Origin of the sequence: Pseudescherichia sp., from assembly GCF_031998825.1 — a bacterium.
Lineage (GTDB): Bacteria > Pseudomonadota > Gammaproteobacteria > Enterobacterales > Enterobacteriaceae > Pseudescherichia.
Genome location: NZ_DAMACX010000007.1, coordinates 79244 through 95920, shown reverse-complemented (window position 1 = coordinate 95920; position 16677 = coordinate 79244). Strand labels below are relative to the sequence as shown.

At 57.5% G+C, this 16677-nt stretch carries 15 protein-coding genes and 1 pseudogene; 9 read left to right on the top strand and 7 right to left on the bottom strand.

Annotation, left to right across the window (positions count from 1 at the left end):
• Nucleotides 1–3: 3 nt before the first annotated feature.
• Together cheY and cheZ are read left to right on the top strand one after the other, a co-directional pair.
• Nucleotides 4–393, top strand: a complete 390-nt coding sequence (cheY, locus tag RTP97_RS05485) for a chemotaxis response regulator CheY (RefSeq protein WP_042391378.1) — start codon at nucleotides 4–6, stop codon at nucleotides 391–393.
• 13 nt (nucleotides 394–406) lie between these two features.
• The gene (gene cheZ, locus RTP97_RS05480; RefSeq protein ID WP_312209282.1) at nucleotides 407–1051 is read left to right on the top strand and encodes a protein phosphatase CheZ; all 645 of its coding nucleotides are present in this window, start codon (nucleotides 407–409) and stop codon (nucleotides 1049–1051) included.
• 64 nt (nucleotides 1052–1115) lie between these two features.
• Here the strand turns inward: cheZ and RTP97_RS05475 are convergent, their stop codons facing one another.
• Together RTP97_RS05475 and dgt are read right to left on the bottom strand one after the other, a co-directional pair.
• A complete protein-coding gene (locus RTP97_RS05475; protein ID WP_312411649.1) occupies nucleotides 1116–1880 on the bottom strand; it encodes a hypothetical protein in 765 nt (254 codons plus the stop codon).
• Nucleotides 1831–3351: a dGTP triphosphohydrolase gene (gene dgt / locus RTP97_RS05470; protein WP_312411646.1), complete on the bottom strand. Its 1521-nt coding sequence runs from the start codon at nucleotides 3349–3351 to the stop codon at nucleotides 1831–1833. Before dgt ends, RTP97_RS05475 begins: the two co-directional genes overlap by 50 nt.
• 234 nt (nucleotides 3352–3585) lie before the next feature.
• Between dgt and flhB the strand changes: the two genes are divergently transcribed.
• The 5 genes from flhB (at nucleotide 3586) to RTP97_RS05445 (ending at nucleotide 10175) form a co-directional block, all read left to right on the top strand.
• A complete protein-coding gene (flhB, locus tag RTP97_RS05465; protein ID WP_312209284.1) occupies nucleotides 3586–4740 on the top strand; it encodes a flagellar biosynthesis protein FlhB in 1155 nt (384 codons plus the stop codon).
• Nucleotides 4733–6811 (top strand): flagellar biosynthesis protein FlhA, encoded by a 2079-nt coding sequence (flhA, locus tag RTP97_RS05460; RefSeq protein ID WP_312411644.1) that lies wholly within the window; start codon nucleotides 4733–4735, stop codon nucleotides 6809–6811. The genes flhB and flhA overlap by 8 nt, the downstream gene beginning before the upstream one ends.
• Nucleotides 6811–7206, top strand: a complete 396-nt coding sequence (locus tag RTP97_RS05455) for a flagellar protein FlhE (RefSeq protein WP_312411642.1) — start codon at nucleotides 6811–6813, stop codon at nucleotides 7204–7206. The genes flhA and RTP97_RS05455 overlap by 1 nt, the downstream gene beginning before the upstream one ends.
• 242 nt (nucleotides 7207–7448) lie before the next feature.
• The gene (locus RTP97_RS05450) at nucleotides 7449–9035 is read left to right on the top strand and encodes an MFS transporter (RefSeq protein WP_312411639.1); all 1587 of its coding nucleotides are present in this window, start codon (nucleotides 7449–7451) and stop codon (nucleotides 9033–9035) included.
• Nucleotides 9036–10175 (top strand): glycoside hydrolase family 105 protein, encoded by a 1140-nt coding sequence (locus tag RTP97_RS05445; RefSeq protein ID WP_312411638.1) that lies wholly within the window; start codon nucleotides 9036–9038, stop codon nucleotides 10173–10175. It abuts the gene before it with no gap.
• Between the two features lie 97 nt (nucleotides 10176–10272).
• On the opposite strand, the gene argS is transcribed toward RTP97_RS05445, so the two are convergent.
• Nucleotides 10273–12006: an arginine--tRNA ligase gene (argS, locus tag RTP97_RS05440; protein WP_312411637.1), complete on the bottom strand. Its 1734-nt coding sequence runs from the start codon at nucleotides 12004–12006 to the stop codon at nucleotides 10273–10275.
• Between the two features lie 245 nt (nucleotides 12007–12251).
• Here argS and RTP97_RS05435 point away from each other — a divergent pair, with 245 nt between their 5' ends.
• Both RTP97_RS05435 and cutC read left to right on the top strand, forming a co-directional pair.
• On the top strand, nucleotides 12252–12818 hold the full coding sequence (locus RTP97_RS05435; RefSeq protein WP_312411635.1) for a VOC family protein: 567 nt from the start codon (nucleotides 12252–12254) through the stop codon (nucleotides 12816–12818).
• A 23-nt stretch (nucleotides 12819–12841) separates the two neighbouring features.
• A complete protein-coding gene (cutC, locus tag RTP97_RS05430; RefSeq protein WP_312411633.1) occupies nucleotides 12842–13588 on the top strand; it encodes a copper homeostasis protein CutC in 747 nt (248 codons plus the stop codon).
• Between the two features lie 144 nt (nucleotides 13589–13732).
• Here cutC and cmoB read toward each other — a convergent pair whose 3' ends face one another.
• The 4 genes and pseudogenes from cmoB to RTP97_RS05410 form a co-directional block, all read right to left on the bottom strand.
• Nucleotides 13733–14704 carry a tRNA 5-methoxyuridine(34)/uridine 5-oxyacetic acid(34) synthase CmoB gene (gene cmoB, locus RTP97_RS05425; protein WP_312411630.1) on the bottom strand — a complete coding sequence of 324 codons (972 nt, stop codon included), beginning with the start codon at nucleotides 14702–14704 and terminating at the stop codon, nucleotides 13733–13735.
• On the bottom strand, nucleotides 14701–15444 hold the full coding sequence (cmoA, locus tag RTP97_RS05420; RefSeq protein ID WP_312411627.1) for a carboxy-S-adenosyl-L-methionine synthase CmoA: 744 nt from the start codon (nucleotides 15442–15444) through the stop codon (nucleotides 14701–14703). Before cmoA ends, cmoB begins: the two co-directional genes overlap by 4 nt.
• 40 nt (nucleotides 15445–15484) lie before the next feature.
• Complete coding sequence (locus RTP97_RS05415) at nucleotides 15485–15880, bottom strand: MAPEG family protein (RefSeq protein WP_312227094.1); 396 nt, start codon at nucleotides 15878–15880, stop codon at nucleotides 15485–15487.
• Between the two features lie 51 nt (nucleotides 15881–15931).
• A pseudogene (locus RTP97_RS05410) lies at nucleotides 15932–16675 on the bottom strand (DUF72 domain-containing protein); the annotation flags it as partial.
• Between the last annotated feature and the right edge of the window lie 2 nt (nucleotides 16676–16677).

Sequence of the window (16677 nt, the reverse complement as noted above, 5' to 3'; positions counted from 1 at the left end):
TTTATGGCGGACAAAGAGCTCAAGTTTCTGGTTGTGGATGACTTTTCCACCATGCGTCGCATCGTGCGCAACCTGCTGAAAGAGCTGGGTTTCAATAACGTAGAAGAGGCAGAGGACGGCGTTGACGCGCTGAACAAGCTCCAGGCGGGCGGCTTTGGCTTCGTTATCTCCGACTGGAACATGCCGAACATGGACGGCCTGGAGCTGCTGAAAACCATTCGTGGCAATAGCGCAATGGCTTCGCTGCCGGTGCTGATGGTCACCGCAGAGGCGAAGAAAGAGAACATCATTGCGGCCGCACAGGCGGGTGCAAGTGGTTACGTGGTGAAGCCGTTTACGGCCGCAACCCTGGAAGAAAAACTCGGCAAGATCTTCGAGAAACTCGGCATGTGAGGACCGGATGATGATGATGCAATCGCAAATGAAACCTACGGATGAGCAATCGCCCGGGGACATTATCGCCCGCATCGGCAGCCTGACGCGTATGCTGCGCGACAGCCTGCGTGAGCTTGGCCTTGACCAGGCAATTGCCGAAGCAGCGGAAGCGATCCCCGATGCCCGCGATCGTCTGGACTACGTGGTGCAGATGACGGCCCAGGCCGCCGAGCGTGCGCTAAACAGCGTTGAAGCATCTCAGCCGCATCAGGACGCGATGGAGAGCGGCGCGAAATCGCTGAGCAAGCGCTGGGACGCATGGTTTGAAAACCCGATCGAGCTGACAGATGCCAAAGAGCTGGTTAAAGACACCCGTCAGTATCTTGGCGACGTGCCGGGCCATACCAGCTTCACCAATGCCCAACTGCTGGACATCATGATGGCGCAGGATTTCCAGGACCTTACCGGTCAGGTGATCAAGCGCATGATGGATGTGATCCAGGAGATTGAGCGTCAGCTGCTGATGGTGCTGCTGGATAACATGCCGGAGCCGTCTGCGCGTCCGAAGCGCGAGAACGAAAGCCTGCTCAATGGGCCGCAGCTCGACACCACTAAAGCGGGCGTCGTGGCCAGCCAGGACCAGGTCGACGACCTGCTGGATAGCCTCGGGTTCTGATGACAAGCCCCGCCTCTGCTGGTAAAGGGGGGCGGGGTTTATCAAAGAAGACGTTCTTATATTTCTAATTTGTACGCAAACGCGTCACGTCTACGCTATAACCTGTCTCGGTTTCACGTAAACGGTTCAACAGCAAATCGTACTCAGTGTCGTCAAAGCTGCTGGTGTCGTAATGTGCGAGTTCATAATGTTGCAATGCAGAATAACTGTAGCGAGGCAGGGCTTTATGTAAGAACTCACTCAGACCTGGGCCTAACGTTTTCACCCGCTTGTTATAGATAGTACGTAAAATTTTCACGACCGAACCGGTTTCGTTTGGCGTGGCATCAAGAACCAGCTCAAGATAACCCCGTTTCAGATTTTGTAGATAATTTTCTGGCGTGAGGATTTCGCCCCGATGCACATCATAAAGTACTGCATCCCATGACATGAGCGTCGTATGGAGCAGACTTTGTGCATCCTCTAACGGAATGATATTTTCTTTAAATGCCCAGGTCTCACTGAGACACCAGATATCAAAATCCAACGAGCAGTAGCGAAAACGTATGCCGCCAAGTTTATTGGTTGCGAAATGTTCCATATGAAAGCGGGATAGCAGATGTAACAAATCCTCACGTTCGCCAGCGAACACGATATCGATATCAGACGTAAATCCATCATGTCCAAAGAGGCTAATGTCCCGGAGCATGCCACCAAAAATCCATGCTTGATGTTGCGCGGCAACCGCGTCAATTAAGGCACGGGCCGCCCGCTGCTCTTCGCCGGAAGCAAAAAAATTGTCAATGCGCCGCTTTAGGGCATAACGTGTTTTGGCTACGTTCATACTCATAAAGGGATTTTAGCTCATCGTGAAGCCGTATCAAATAGCTATCGGTCATCCCAGAGATAGCGTCAGAAAGCAGCTGCGCTTCTTTGTAGAGCACCGGCAGCGTGTTTTTTTCGTCTTCAAAGATACGACGATAGTTTTCTGAAATGCGGCCATAGGCGTAGCGGCCAAAAGGCGTTTCTGATTGATATTCATTGCGTGGTTCATCTACACTCTCTTTTTCTTCGTCTCGCTCACGCTTCGTCTTGTGCCCGTGAATACCAACCCAAAGCATGTCCATAAGACTTTGGATGTAGTTTGAGCCTTCAAGTTCCAGCTTGAGTACGGAAGGATGCCGATAGCCGCGCGATCTATCAAAATCTTTTAGCGCCTCACATAAGGCTTTAGCTCGGCTTACACCGATGAGATCTGTCATCGTGCAGTCATGACTCATTAGCTCATCGATATGCTGGGTAAAGGCCTCTACCACGTTGTTAACAAGTGCAATCGTTGATTTGACGCGGAACATCTGCATGTTCATATCGTTGATTTCAGCAGGGGTGAGATTGCGTTGCTGCTCTCTATATTCGCTGTTCTTTTTCTCGGTGTGCTCAACAACCTCATTAATAAGAGCGTCTTCACCACCGTTCCAGCATTTAAGATGATCGATTAGGTCATGATATGAAGCGAGGCCTTTTTTAACCGTATCTTCGGCATCGAGAACGGAGTACGCAATGTCATCGCAAGCTTCCATTAGCCAGGTAAAGGGATGACGTACCCCTTCGGCTAGCCCGGTTTTTTTCCAGACATCTTCAACAACTTTTTCTTCAGAATAAAAGTATCCATGCTTTTTCCATTTACCGGGCGATCGAGTGTAAGAGGATCGAGGATATTTAAGCAGCGCAGCGAGCGTGGCATAGGTCAAATTCAAGCCATAAGTATCGTTAAGAATTTGCAGCTTAGTAACGAGTCTGAGCGTCTGGGAGTTACCATCAAACTCAAAAAAGTCATTGAAAATTGAAGGCGAGTTGTTGCCTGGTTGCTGAGCGAGTTCACTCGTCAAATGGCGTTTGTACCAGGCACGCATAGCCGCCTCACCCTGGTGCCCAAAGGGGGGATTGCCAAGATCGTGTGCAAGCCCAATAGCGGCCAGCAGAGCGGGAACATCACGCTCAACGCAAAGATTTTCAGGTAATGAACCAAAAATAGTCCCTTTAAGATCAAAGGCCAGTCGCATACCGATACCGCGAGCAAAATTGGCAACTTCATGTGAATGCGTCAAACGCGTACGCACGCTATCGTTACGATCGAGAGGATAAACCTGCGTTTTATCGGCAAGACGACGGGTAGGCGCAGCAAATAAGAGGCGATCAAAATCACGCTCGATCTCCTGTCGCCATTCAGGGGCGGAAGTGGCCTGCAATGGCTGCAAGGTCTCTTGTTGTTTTGGTTTCTCTTTTCTACGTTTGCTATTCAGCAACAGTGGCCACTGCATAAAAAATCCCTCTCATCAGTAAGGATTTTAGGCTAACAAATGTTCTTAAGCACTGCTACCTTGCCGCTGCGCTTTTCTACAGATTACGACCGACCTCGCAAAGCGTAAAAGCACGGTTACATACAAAATTGTACTTAACGCCAAAAAGCCCGCCTTTTAGCCTCGTTTATTCGCCCATTGTTCGGGCTTGTCTCAGGCATCATGATACAAAATTGTATCAGCGGAATTTTGCCCGTGGCTGAAGAAGACAACGAGGACAAAACAGAGGCCCCCACACCCCACCGACTAGAGAAGGCGCGTGAGGAGGGGCAGGTTCCCCGTTCCAAAGAGCTTACATCGCTCCTAATCCTGGTGGTCGGCATCTGCGTGATCTGGATTGGAGGGGAGTCGCTCGCCCGCAGGCTGGCGGGACTGCTCTCATCCGGCCTTCGCTTCGACCACGGCATTGTCAACGATCCCCATCTGATCCTCGGCCAGACCATTCTGCTGATTAAAGAGGCGATGATCGCGCTGCTGCCGCTCATCACCGGCGTGGTGCTGGTGGCGCTGATCGCCCCGATCCTGCTGGGCGGCCTGGTGTTTAGCGGCAAGTCGCTGCAGTTCCAGTTCTCCAAGCTCAACCCGCTCAGCGGCCTGAAGCGCCTCTTTTCCGCCCAGGTTGGCGCGGAGCTGGTGAAGGCGGTGCTGAAGGCTGTGCTGATGGGCGGCGTGGCGGGCCTCTATCTGACCCACAAGTGGCCAGATATGATGCGCCTGATGAGCGAGTCGCCGCTGTCGGCCATGAGCAATGCCCTCAACTTAGTGGGGCTCTGCGTGCTGCTGGTGGTGCTGGGCATCATCCCGATGGTGGGCTTTGACGTAATCTGGCAGATCTACAGCCACATCAAAAAGCTGCGCATGTCCCGTCAGGATATCCGCGATGAACACAAGCAGAGCGAAGGCGATCCGCATGTGAAAGGGCGCATTCGCCAGATGCAGCGCGCCGCCGCGCGCCGCCGCATGATGGCGGACGTGCCGAAGGCTAACGTGGTAGTCACTAACCCGACGCACTACTCCGTGGCGCTGCTGTACGATGAGAACAAAATGAGTGCGCCGAAGGTGCTGGCGAAAGGTGCCGGGCTGGTGGCGTTGCGCATTCGTGAAATTGCCGCTGAAAACCGTATTCCACTGCTGGAAGCGCCGCCGCTGGCGCGTGCCCTCTACCGCCATGCCGATGTCGGCCAGCAGATCCCCGGCCAGCTCTACGCGGCAGTAGCCGAAGTGCTGGCCTGGGTATGGCAGCTCAAACGCTGGAAGCTCGCTGGTGGGCAAGCGCCGGTGAAACCCGCCAATCTTCCGGTGCCTGAAGCACTGGATTTTATGAACGACGAGAAGGACACTGATGAATAATCTGGTGACGATGTTGCGCCTGCCTGGCAACATGAAATCAGGTCAATGGCAGATTCTTGCTGGACCGATACTGATTCTGCTTATCCTGTCGATGATGGTGCTGCCGCTTCCGGCGTTCATCCTTGACCTGCTGTTTACCTTTAACATCGCGCTCTCCATCATGGTGCTGCTGGTGGCGATGTTCACCCAGCGCACGCTGGAGTTCGCCGCGTTTCCGACCATTCTGCTGTTTACTACGCTGCTGCGGCTGGCGCTGAACGTCGCCTCGACCCGTATCATCCTGATGGAAGGGCATACCGGCGGCGCGGCGGCAGGGAAGGTGGTTGAAGCCTTCGGCCACTTCCTCGTTGGCGGTAACTTTGCCATCGGTATCGTGGTGTTCGTTATCCTCGTCATCATTAACTTTATGGTTATCACCAAGGGTGCCGGGCGTATCGCAGAAGTGGGCGCGCGCTTTGTCCTCGACGGGATGCCAGGCAAGCAGATGGCGATCGACGCCGACCTCAACGCCGGGATTATCGGTGAAGAGGAAGCGAAAAAACGCCGCTCGGAAGTGACCCAGGAGGCTGACTTCTACGGCTCCATGGACGGTGCGAGTAAGTTCGTGCGCGGCGATGCCATCGCGGGCATCCTGATCATGGTGATTAACGTCGTCGGCGGTCTGCTGGTAGGCGTTCTGCAGCACGGTATGGACATGGGCCACGCGGCGGAGAGCTATACCCTGTTGACCATCGGTGACGGTCTGGTGGCCCAGATCCCGGCGCTGGTGATCTCCACCGCGGCGGGCGTGATCGTAACCCGCGTAGCGACCGATCAGGACGTGGGCCAGCAGATGGTGGGTCAGCTGTTTAGCAACCCGCGCGTGATGCTGCTGAGTGCCGGCGTGCTGGGTCTGCTGGGCCTGGTGCCCGGTATGCCAAACTTTGTCTTCCTGCTCTTTACCGCCGGGCTGCTTGGGCTTGCCTGGTGGCTGCGCGGGCGTGAACAGAAGGCCCCGGTTGAAGCAGCGCCGGTGAAGATGCCGGAGAACAACCAGGCGGTTGAGGCCACCTGGAACGACGTCCAGCTGGAGGACTCCCTCGGGATGGAGGTGGGCTACCGCCTGATCCCGATGGTCGATTTCCAGCAGGATGGCGAGCTGCTTGGGCGTATCCGCAGTATTCGTAAGAAATTTGCCCAGGATATGGGCTTCCTGCCGCCGGTAGTGCACATCCGTGACAATATGGATCTCCCCCCGGCGCGCTACCGTATTCTGATGAAGGGCGTCGAAATCGGCAGCGGCGAGGCCTATCCGGGCCGCTGGCTGGCGATCAACCCCGGCACGGCGGCAGGAACCCTGCCCGGCGAGCAGACGGTAGATCCGGCCTTTGGCCTGGCGGCGATCTGGATCGAAAGCGCCCTGAAAGAGCAGGCGCAGATCCAGGGCTATACCGTGGTAGAGGCCAGTACCGTAGTGGCAACCCACCTTAACCACCTGATTGGCCAGTTCGCCTCCGAGCTATTTGGTCGCCAGGAGGCGCAGCAGCTGCTGGATCGCGTGAGCCAGGAGATGCCGAAGCTCACTGAAGATCTGGTTCCGGGCGTGGTGACGCTTACCACTCTGCACAAGGTGTTGCAGAACCTGCTGGATGAGAAGGTGCCGATTCGCGATATGCGTACCATTCTGGAAACCCTGGCCGAGCATGCGCCGATCCAGAGCGATCCGCATGAGCTGACCGCCGTCGTGCGCGTGGCGCTGGGCCGGGCGATCACCCAGCAGTGGTTCCCGGGCACTGGTGAAGTGCAGGTGATCGGTCTGGATACGCCGCTTGAGCGTCTGCTGCTACAGGCTTTACAGGGTGGTGGTGGCCTGGAGCCGGGGCTGGCGGATCGTCTGCTGGCCCAGACCCAGGAGGCGCTGGCCCGTCAGGAGATGCTTGGCGCGCCGCCGGTGCTGCTGGTGAACCACGCCCTGCGTCCGCTGCTGTCTCGTTTCCTGCGCCGTAGCCTGACGCAGCTGGTCGTGCTCTCCAATATGGAGCTGTCGGATAACCGCAACATCCGCATGACCGCCACCATCGGAGGTAAATAGTGCGTAGGTTTTTATGGCTACTTCTGACGCTGCCGCTGCTGACCCACGCGGCAGGCGAGGGGGCATGGCAGGCGAGCAGCATTGGCCTCACCCTCAACCACCGGGGGGAGTCCATCTCTTCTCGGCCGCTGGCCTCCTCTCAGCCCGTTTCCGGTCAGATGACGCTGGTGGCGTGGCGCTACGCGCTTAATGGCCCGACGCCAGCCGGGCTGCGGGTGCGCCTCTGCTCGTCGATCCGCTGCACGGAGCTGGACGGAGAGAGCGGCACAACTCACGCCTTCAGCGGCATTTCCGCCGCTGAGCCGCTGCGCTTTATCTGGGAGGTGCCCGGCGGCGGACGCCTGCTGCCAGCGCTGAAGGTCAGCCGCAATGAAGTCATTGTAAACTACCGCTAACCGCTTCATTCTTCGCCAGTCATCACCATTTTCAATGGGATTATGATGGCTGGCTCTCAATTTTTGACCCCGCCTTTTGATGAGCTAGAAACACTGTTTTATAAATCAGTGACACCCGTAGTGAGACTCTTTGTATTTTTGCCAACCGCGTCTGCGCAGTGGCAGAAACAGAAAGGTTTCTCCGGGCGCATCCTCTTACTTTAGCCGTGTAAGTACTCCCAAAACAAAAAGGGTTGGCGGCAATGAAAACACGTAAAATTGGACTGGCGAACTACCTCGCCTACGGATCCGGTGACTTTTTAGGGGCCGGGACGACAGCGTTGACCGCTGCGTGGCTCCTCTACTTCTACACAACGTTTTGTGGTTTAACGCCTATCGAGGCCACCTTCATCTTTGCAACCGCAAGGGTGCTGGATGCGGTCGTCAGCCCGCTGATGGGTTTCTTAACCGATAACTTCGGTTCGACCTGGCTGGGCAAACGCTTCGGCCGCCGTAAGTTTTTTATTATGCTCGGCATCCCGTGCGTCTTTAGCTACTCCATCATGTGGGTAGGCGACATGGGCTTCTGGTACTACCTGCTCACCTACCTGCTGTTCGATATCGTCTACACCATGATCCTCGTCCCGTATGAGACACTGGTACCGGAGATGACCGACGACTTTAAACAGAAGACCAAGTTCTCCGGGGCGCGTATCGGCATGGCGCAGATGTCGGCGATCCTCGCCTCGTTCCTGCCGGGGATCCTGCTCACCCACTTCGGTAAAGACAACCCGGTCTCTTTCTTCTATGCCAGCCTGGTCTTCTCGGTGCTTTGTGCTCTGATGCTGACCTTCGTCTGGTTCTTCACCTGGGAGCGCCCGCGTGAAGAGTGGACCGAGGCCGCGCTGCGTGCAGAAGAGGAGAAGAAGCACCTGACCTTCCGTCAGAGCATGAACCGTCTGTTTGTCGAACTCAGCTCGACCCTGCGTATCAAAATTTTCCGTCAGCATCTGGGCATGTACCTCGGGGGCTATATTGCTCAGGACGTCTTCAACGCCGTCTTTACCTACTACGTCGTATTTGTCCTGATGCAGGAGGCGTCGCTGGCCTCTAACCTGCTCGGCACCATGGCTATCTTCCAGTTCATCGCGGTCATCGCCATGATCCCGCTCTGCATTCGCTTTGGACCCGCGCCGTCCTACCGGATGGTGGTGACGCTGTTTGGCTTAAGCTCCATCTCCTACGCCGTGCTCTACTATGCGGGCCTGAGCGACATCTACTCCCTGCTGCTGCTGGTTTCTGCCGTTGCGGGCCTGGGACGCGGGGGTATCAACTACGTGCCGTGGAATACCTACACCTATATCTCCGACGTGGATGAAGTGATCACCGGCCAGCGCCGGGAGGGGATCTTCGCTGGCATCATGACCCTGACCCGTAAAGCCTCCCAGGCCGGGGCGGTGATGCTGGTGGGGATCGTCATGCAGGCTTCTGGCTTCGTCTCCGGTCAGAAAACGCAGCCGGAGTCGGTTAGCCACACCATTCTGATGATCCTCTGCTTCGGTACGGTAGCGGTGCTGCTCTGCGGCTTCCTGGTGTCGCTGCGCTTTAAGCTGAACCTGAGAACCCACAGCGTGCTGCGGGAGGAGACGGCCAAAATGCGCCAGTCTGGCCGCGTGATGCCGGAGACCGTGACGCCGCAGGCGCGGGCCACCGTCGAGATGCTGGCGGGGATGCCTTATGAGTCGCTGTGGGGCAACAACAATATCGGCTATCTGAATCGTAACAAGCCAGCCGCGCCGTCGCTGAAAGATCGCCCCGGCCATGAATTCAATACGCAAGAGGTTAAGTAAATGATTGTTTATCCTGTCAAACATAGCCCTTTACTCTGTCAGCCGGCGCGCTTTATTGCCCGGGATGAGCTGAAGGCACTGATCCAGAAGGTGACCCATAACCTGGTCAATATTCAGGATGCATCCGGTGAGTTCTTACTGCGACTAGACGACGGGCGCGTCATTGATACCAAAGGCTGGGCGGGTTGGGAGTGGACGCACGGCGTGGGGCTGTACGGCATGTATCAATACTATCGCCAGACCGGCGATGAGACGATGCGGGAGATCATTGATAGCTGGTTCGCGGACCGCTTTGCCGAGGGGGCAACCACCAAGAACGTCAATACCATGGCACCGTTCCTGACCCTGGCGTATCGCTATGAGGAGACCCGCAACCCGTCATACCTGCCGTGGCTGGAGAGCTGGGCCGAGTGGGCGATGAGCGAGATGCCGCGCACCGAGCACGGCGGGATGCAGCACATTACCCTGGCAGAGGAGAACCATCAGCAGATGTGGGACGATACGCTGATGATGACCGTGCTGCCTTTGGCGAAGATCGGCAAGCTGCTCAATCGCCCGGAGTATGTCGAAGAGGCGGTGTATCAGTTCCTGCTGCACGTGCAGAACCTGATGGATCGCCAGACCGGTCTCTGGTTCCACGGCTGGAGCTACGAGGGTAACCACAACTTTGCCCATGCGCGCTGGGCGCGGGGCAACAGCTGGCTCACCATTGTGATCCCGGATTTCCTCGAGCTGGTGGATCTGCCGGAGAACAACGCCGTTCGTCGCTACCTGGTGCAGGTGCTGAATGCGCAGATCGCCGCCCTGGCGACGTGTCAGGACGACAGCGGCCTGTGGCATACGCTGCTCGACGATCCGCACTCCTATCTTGAGGCCTCGGCCACCGCCGGGTTCGCCTACGGTATTTTAAAAGCGGTGCGCAAGCGCTACGTCGGGCCGCAGTACGCTGAGGTCGCGGATAGGGCGATTAAGGGGATTGTGAATAACATTTCGCCGGAAGGGGAGCTGCTGCAAACCTCCTTTGGGACCGGAATGGGATCGAACCTCGACTTCTACCGCAATATTCCGCTGACTTCGATGCCCTATGGCCAGGCGATGGCGATACTCTGTTTGACCGAGTACCTGCGGAAATACTTCTAAGGATTGCCGCTCCTGTAGGCCTGATAAGCGAAGCGCCATCAGGCGTTTTCCCCGGTGGCGCTGCGCTAACCGGGGCTACAGGATCCGTTAATACTCTTTACATCCGCTCGACGGTCTGGATCCCGAGAGTGTCCAGGCCCATCTTCAGCGTTTTCGCGGTAAGCTGCGCCAGCTTCAGACGGCTCAGGCGCGTCTCGTCGCTCTCGGCGGTAAGAATAGGGCAGTGCTCGTAGAAGCCGGAGAAGAGGCCCGCCAGATCGTAGAGGTAGCTGCACATCACGTGCGGCGTTCCTTCCCGTGCAACCACGTTCAGCGTCTCTTCAAACTGTAGCAGGCGCGCCGCCAGCTGGGCTTCACGATCTTCAGTGATGACCACGTTGGCACTTGCCAGCACGCTCTCGTCAATCTCCGCTTTACGGAACACGGAGAGCACGCGGGTGTAGGCATACTGCATGTACGGCGCGGTATTCCCCTCAAAGGCCAGCATGTTATCCCAGTCGAAGATGTAGTCGGTGGTACGGTTTTTAGAGAGATCCGCATATTTCACCGCGCCGATACCCACCGCGTTAGCCAGTTTCTCAAGCTCATCGGCAGGCATATCCGGGTTCTTCTCTGCCACCAGACGGCGGGCGCGCTCAAGTGCCTCGTCCAGCAGGTCGGAGAGCTTGACGGTACCGCCCGCACGGGTTTTGAACGGCTTGCCGTCTTTGCCCAGCATCATGCCAAACATGTGGTGCTCCAGCGGCACGCTCTCCGGCACATAGCCCGCTTTACGCACGATGGTCCACGCCTGCATCAGGTGCTGATGCTGACGGGAGTCGATGTAGTAGAGCACGCGATCGGCGTGCAGGGTTTCAAAGCGGTACTTGGCACAGGCGATATCGGTTGTGGTATAGAGGTAGCCGCCATCCTTTTTCTGGATGATGACACCCATCGGCTCACCCTCTTTATTTTTGTACTCGTCGAGGAAGACCACGGTTGCGCCTTCGCTCTCTACCGCCAGACCCTTGGCTTTCAGATCGGCGACGATGCCCGGCAGCATCGGGTTATAGAGGCTTTCACCCATCACGTCCTTGCTGGTCAGGGTCACGTTCAGGCGATCGTAGTTGACCTGGTTCTGCGCCATGGTGATATCCACCAGCTTGCGCCACATCTGACGGCAGTACTCGTCCCCGCCCTGGAGTTTAACCACATAGCCACGGGCGCGCTCGGCAAAGGCTTCATCTTCGTCGTAGTGCTTCTTCGCTTCGCGGTAGAAGGCTTCGAGATCCGCCAGCGCCATCTCGCCCGCGTTCTCCTGCTGCTTAAGCTCCAGGAACGCAATCAGCATCCCAAACTGGGTGCCCCAGTCGCCGACGTGGTTGGCGCGGATCACCTTGTGACCCAGCAGCTCAAGGGTACGTACGGAGGCGTCGCCGATGATGGTTGAGCGCAGATGGCCGACGTGCATCTCTTTCGCCACGTTCGGGGCAGAGTAGTCAACCACGATGGTCTGCGGCTCCGGGCGGGAGAGGCCCAGACGATCGGAGGTCAGGGCCTGGTTTACCTGGTCGGCCAGAAATGCCGGATCGAGGAAGATATTGATAAAGCCCGGCCCGGCGATCTCGACCTTGCTGGCAATGCCGTTGAGGTCAAGGTGAGTCAGGACCTGCTCAGCAACCTGTCGCGGGGGCATGCCCAGTTTTTTCGCAACCGCCATGACGCCATTGGCCTGGTAGTCACCAAACTGTACTTTTGCTGACTGACGAACCTGCGGCTCGCAATCCGCAGGCGCGCCTGCGGCAATCAGTGCCTGACTGACTTTTTCTGAGAGAAGTGCCTGAATATTCACCGGGATACCTTACGTTAACGACGCAGCGCGCAAAAAGGCGCCCGCGTCCGGGTGTTGATAAGTAAAGCCGGGAGTATACTGCAATTGCCTGCTGCCGTCAGCCCTGTCGGGACGCGGGTTTTGCGCAAATAACCGGCAAGCTAATCGTGAATAATCATTCATTTGCCGGGCGGGGCAATCGCCGTTTGGTGAGTGTTCCACAACAGGGTAAATTAGCGGCTTTGCGACAAACGAGGGCGTTAACCATGGCTGACTGGCAGACCATTGACGAATTGCATGATATTTCTGCGGATCTTCCGCGTTTTACGAAAGCGTTAACAGAACTTGCCACCCGTCTGGGGCTGGATATGGCGCCTCTGGAGGCCGATCACATTTCGCTGCGCTGCCATCAGAATACTACCGCCGAGCGCTGGCGGCGTGGGTTTGAGCAGTGCGGCACGCTGCTGTCGGAGAACATCATTAATGGTCGGCCGATCTGCCTGTTTAAGCTGCACCAGCCGGTTAAGGTGGCGCCCTGGTCCTTTACGGTGGTTGAGCTGCCGTGGCCGGGGGAGAAGCGCTATCCGCATGAAGGCTGGGAGCATATCGAGATCGTGCTGCCCGGCGAGCCGGAGACGCTTAACGCCCGGGCGCTGGCGCTGCTGGCAGATGAGGGGCTACGCCAGCCGGGCATTGCCATTAAAACCAGCTCGCCAAAAGGGGAGCGCGAACGCCTGCCCAACCCAACCCTTGCTGTGACCGATGGCACGGTAACGGTGAAGTTCCACCCCTGGTCCATCGAAGAGATCGTCGCGAGCGAAAGCGGCGCGTAGAGTAGAACAGAGGAGGAAGAGAAATGGCTCTGCTGGAGATCTGCTGTTATAGCCAGGCGAGCGCCGAGACCGCGCAGCTCAACGGGGCGGATCGCATTGAGCTTTGTGCGGCGCCGAAAGAGGGCGGGTTGACGCCCTCTCATGGCGTCCTGCGGCTAGTGCGCGAGACGGTGACCATTCCCGTGCACCCGATTATCCGCCCGCGCGGGGGTGACTTCTGCTACACCGATGATGAATTCAGCGCCATGCTCGACGACGTCAGGCTGATACAGGCGCTTGGCTTTCCGGGCCTGGTAATCGGCGTGCTGGAAGAGGATGGAAGTGTCGATATGCCCCGAATGCGGCAAATAATGCAGGCCGCGGAGGGGATGGCGGTCACTTTTCATCGCGCCTTTGATATGTGCAGAAATCCGCTAGAAGCCATTGATAAACTAGCCGATCTGGGCGTTTCGCGCATCCTCACCTCGGGGCAAAAGGCGTCAGCGGAAAAAGGACTTTCATTAATTACGGAACTAAAAGCACGATCCGGTGCTCCAATCATTATGGCTGGTGCTGGTGTTCGAGCCAGCAACCTGCATCTGTTTCTGAACGCAGGGGTAGAGGAGGTGCACAGCTCCGCAGGAATGTGGACGCCTTCACCCATGCGTTACCGTCAACAGGGATTGTCGATGTCGTCTGACGCGCAGTCGGATGAGTATCTGCGCTATTGCGTGGACGGTGAAATTGTAGCGGAAATGAAAGCGATGATTACCCGTCATCGTGCGTTCTGACCCTTTTTTACCGCACATCATGTCGCCCAATATGATGCTTGCTTTGTACCAGGCCCCTGCCATTTCAACAGGGGCCATTTTTTTTGGAAAAATTGCAGCGTGTGTAGGCCGGGTAAGGCGTAGCCGCCACCCGGCGTTAATGCGTTACGGCTTCTTCGCGATCAATACCGCACGCAGCGGGGCGGGGTAGCCCTCAATGGTCTTGCTCGGGTCGCTTGGATCGAGAAACTCAGCCAGCGACTCGGTGATCATCCAGTCGGTGCGGCGCTGCTCTTCGGTGGTGGTCTGGCAGACGTCAACGATACGTACATCCACAAAGCCGCACTTCTCCAGCCAGTTTTTCAGCGCCAGCGCGGAGGGGATAAAGTAGACGTTGCGCATCTGGGCATAGCGATCGCCAGGGATCAGCACCGTGCGCTCATCGCCCTCGACCACCAGCGTCTCCAGCACCAGTTCGCCTTCGCTCACCAGCTGATCCTTAAGCTGCCACAGATGCTCCAGCGGGGAGCGGCGATGATAGAGCACGCCCATCGAGAAGACCGTGTCAAAGGCGTTCAGCGCCGGAAGCTGCTCAATGCCCAGCGGCAGGAGATGCGCCCGCTGGTCGCCGCCCAGCAGCTTGCGCACCGCCTCAAACTGGCAGAGGAACAGCTGGGTCGGATCGATCCCTACCGCCAGGTGTGCGCCCGCGCCCACCATTCGCCACAGGTGATAGCCGCTGCCGCAGCCAACGTCGAGGATCGTGCGCCCGGTCAGGTCGGAGAGGTGCGGCAGGACACGATCCCACTTCCAGTCGGAGCGCCACTCGGTATCGATATCCACACCATAGAGCGAGAACGGCCCTTTGCGCCAGGGCATCAGGTTACGCAGCAGCGTATCGATGCGCTTGATCTGCCCCGGACTCAGCGGGCTTTCGCTCTCCGCCGTCACGCTGTGCAGCAGATCGAGGCGGTACGGCTGCATCTCCGGCAGAAACTCTACCGCGTTGGTCCACTGCTTGAACTGGCCGTGCAGAGCGCCGCGCTGCCAGGTGGCGATCTGAGCGGGAAGGGTCTCAAGCCAGTGGGCGAGGGGGCTTTTAGCAATCTGCTGATAGAAGTCACCGAACTCGATCATGCCGATGCTCCTGCTTTCAAGGCCACCAGTGACCCGAAGTTAAAGCACTGGAACCAGAGTTCGCTATGTTCAAACCCGGCCTGGCGCAGGCGGGCCTTGTGCGTCTCCACGGAGTCGGTAAGCATCACGTTCTCCAGCATGCTGCGCTTCTGGCTGATCTCCAGCTCGCTGTATCCGTTGGCACGTTTAAAATCGTGGTGCATGTTAAACAGCAGCTCGCCGGTGGTGGCATCTTCAAAGCTGAATTTTTCCGACAGCACCAGCGCACCGCCCGGATTCAGTCCCTGGTAGATGTTGTCCAGCAGCGCCTGGCGTTCCGCAGGCTCAATAAATTGCAGGGTGAAGTTCAGCACCACCAGCGACGCGTTCTCAATGCGGATATGGCGAATATCGCCCTCAATCACCTCAACCGGCGTTGGCGCTTTATAGGCGTCAATATGGCGGCGGCAGCGTTCAACCATCGCCGGCGAGTTATCCACGGCGATAATTTTACACTCCGGATGGGCGATATTACGGCGTACGGAGAGCGTAGCCGCGCCCAGCGAGCAGCCCAGATCGTAGACCTGAGTCGCGGGCTGCACGAAACGCTCCGCCAGCATGCCGATCATAGAGATAATGTTGGAGTAGCCGGGAACGGAGCGCTGGATCATGTCCGGGAAGACTTCGGCTACCCGTTCATCGAATGTCCAGTCACCCAGGCTGGCGATAGGCGCAGAGAAAAGCGTGTCGCGGTGAGACATAACGTAAAAATCCGAGAAAACAAAAGTGGCGTATTGTGCGCTAATGCACAGAGAAAACCAACTCCCAGGGCATGTACCAGAGGTTTGCCAGCACCATCAGCACCAGCGAACACCAGGTCGCGCTCATGCCAGAACGCCGCCAGCGCATCAGCTGATGATGTAAACCGTAGTAGTGCATCAGGCGACCCACAATCAGCAGCAGGCCGCAGACGTGTACCATCCAGGTTTCTGCGCCGTTCATCTCCATAAACAGCAGCAGGATCAGACCGCCGGGAAGATACTCCACCGCGTTACCGTGAATGCGAATGGCGGTCTGTAGCTCGCTAAACCCACCGTCGCCCATCGACACCCGATACTGCATGCGCAGGCGTACAACGTCAAAAGAGAACTTAATCAGCAGCAGGACACCCAGCACGGCATACAGCGCGCTTACCATAGAAACTCCATTTAAGCCCGGAAAGGGTACGCCTCTATGATAGCGCCTGCTTCAGAAAAGAGAAGTTTGTTGCGGAATTGATGGCGCAGGGCCAACGGAGGGCACGGCGCGCTGCAGCGCTGACCACAGGGTATCAACCAGCACCGGCGCCTCGGCAATGTCCGGCGTATGCAGGAAAAGATAGGGGGTCGTGCTCTGCTCCCAGAGGGCCAGCTTCTCCAGCCAGACGGCGAATAGGGCGCTGTTCTGCGCCATGTCGTCGCTGCCGATAAAGCGCACCATCGGATTCTGCGCCGTCACCACAGCGTGGACAGGTACAACGGGCTTCTTGCGTTGGGCTTCGATCACCGCTTCGCTGCGGGGAAGGGCGCTGTGCACCGGACGACTGTCGAGGATCACGCGGTTGACGCCGCGCGCATGCAGGCCTCGATTGAGCTGCGTTTCCGCGTCGCCCTTGGCAAAAAAATCCGGATGGCGTACCTCTACGCCGTAGCTAAAACCTTCAGGCAGGCCGTCAAGGAAAGCCCACAGCGCAGGCAGATCCTGGGGAGCAAACGAGGCGGGCAGCTGAAGCCAGTACTGGCCGATACGTTCCGCCAGCGGGGCCATGCGGCTAAAGAACTCTTCGGTGAGATCGTCGCACTGGCGCAGCCGCGCCTGGTGCGAGATGGTCGCCGGAAACTTAAAGCAGAAGCGAAAGCTGTCGGTGGTCTGGGCATGCCAGCGCGCCACGATATCGGCCTTCGGCAGGGCATACAGCGTGGTGTTACCCTCCACACAGTTGAAGTGGCGGGCTT

What these genes read in the sequence shown, in the direction of transcription:
- RTP97_RS05445 (WP_312411638.1), top strand. Translation starts at nt 9,036, where the DNA reads ATGATTGTTTATCCTGTCAAACATAGCCCTTTACTCTGTCAGCCGGCG.
- RTP97_RS05415 (WP_312227094.1), bottom strand. Translation starts at nt 15,880, where the DNA reads ATGGTAAGCGCGCTGTATGCCGTGCTGGGTGTCCTGCTGCTGATTAAG.
- dgt (WP_312411646.1), bottom strand. Translation starts at nt 3,351, where the DNA reads ATGCAGTGGCCACTGTTGCTGAATAGCAAACGTAGAAAAGAGAAACCA.
- cheZ (WP_312209282.1), top strand. Translation starts at nt 407, where the DNA reads ATGATGCAATCGCAAATGAAACCTACGGATGAGCAATCGCCCGGGGAC.
- flhA (WP_312411644.1), top strand. Translation starts at nt 4,733, where the DNA reads ATGAATAATCTGGTGACGATGTTGCGCCTGCCTGGCAACATGAAATCA.
- cutC (WP_312411633.1), top strand. Translation starts at nt 12,842, where the DNA reads ATGGCTCTGCTGGAGATCTGCTGTTATAGCCAGGCGAGCGCCGAGACC.
- cmoB (WP_312411630.1), bottom strand. Translation starts at nt 14,704, where the DNA reads ATGATCGAGTTCGGTGACTTCTATCAGCAGATTGCTAAAAGCCCCCTC.
- RTP97_RS05475 (WP_312411649.1), bottom strand. Translation starts at nt 1,880, where the DNA reads ATGAGTATGAACGTAGCCAAAACACGTTATGCCCTAAAGCGGCGCATT.
- RTP97_RS05435 (WP_312411635.1), top strand. Translation starts at nt 12,252, where the DNA reads ATGGCTGACTGGCAGACCATTGACGAATTGCATGATATTTCTGCGGAT.
- RTP97_RS05450 (WP_312411639.1), top strand. Translation starts at nt 7,449, where the DNA reads ATGAAAACACGTAAAATTGGACTGGCGAACTACCTCGCCTACGGATCC.
- cheY (WP_042391378.1), top strand. Translation starts at nt 4, where the DNA reads ATGGCGGACAAAGAGCTCAAGTTTCTGGTTGTGGATGACTTTTCCACC.
- cmoA (WP_312411627.1), bottom strand. Translation starts at nt 15,444, where the DNA reads ATGTCTCACCGCGACACGCTTTTCTCTGCGCCTATCGCCAGCCTGGGT.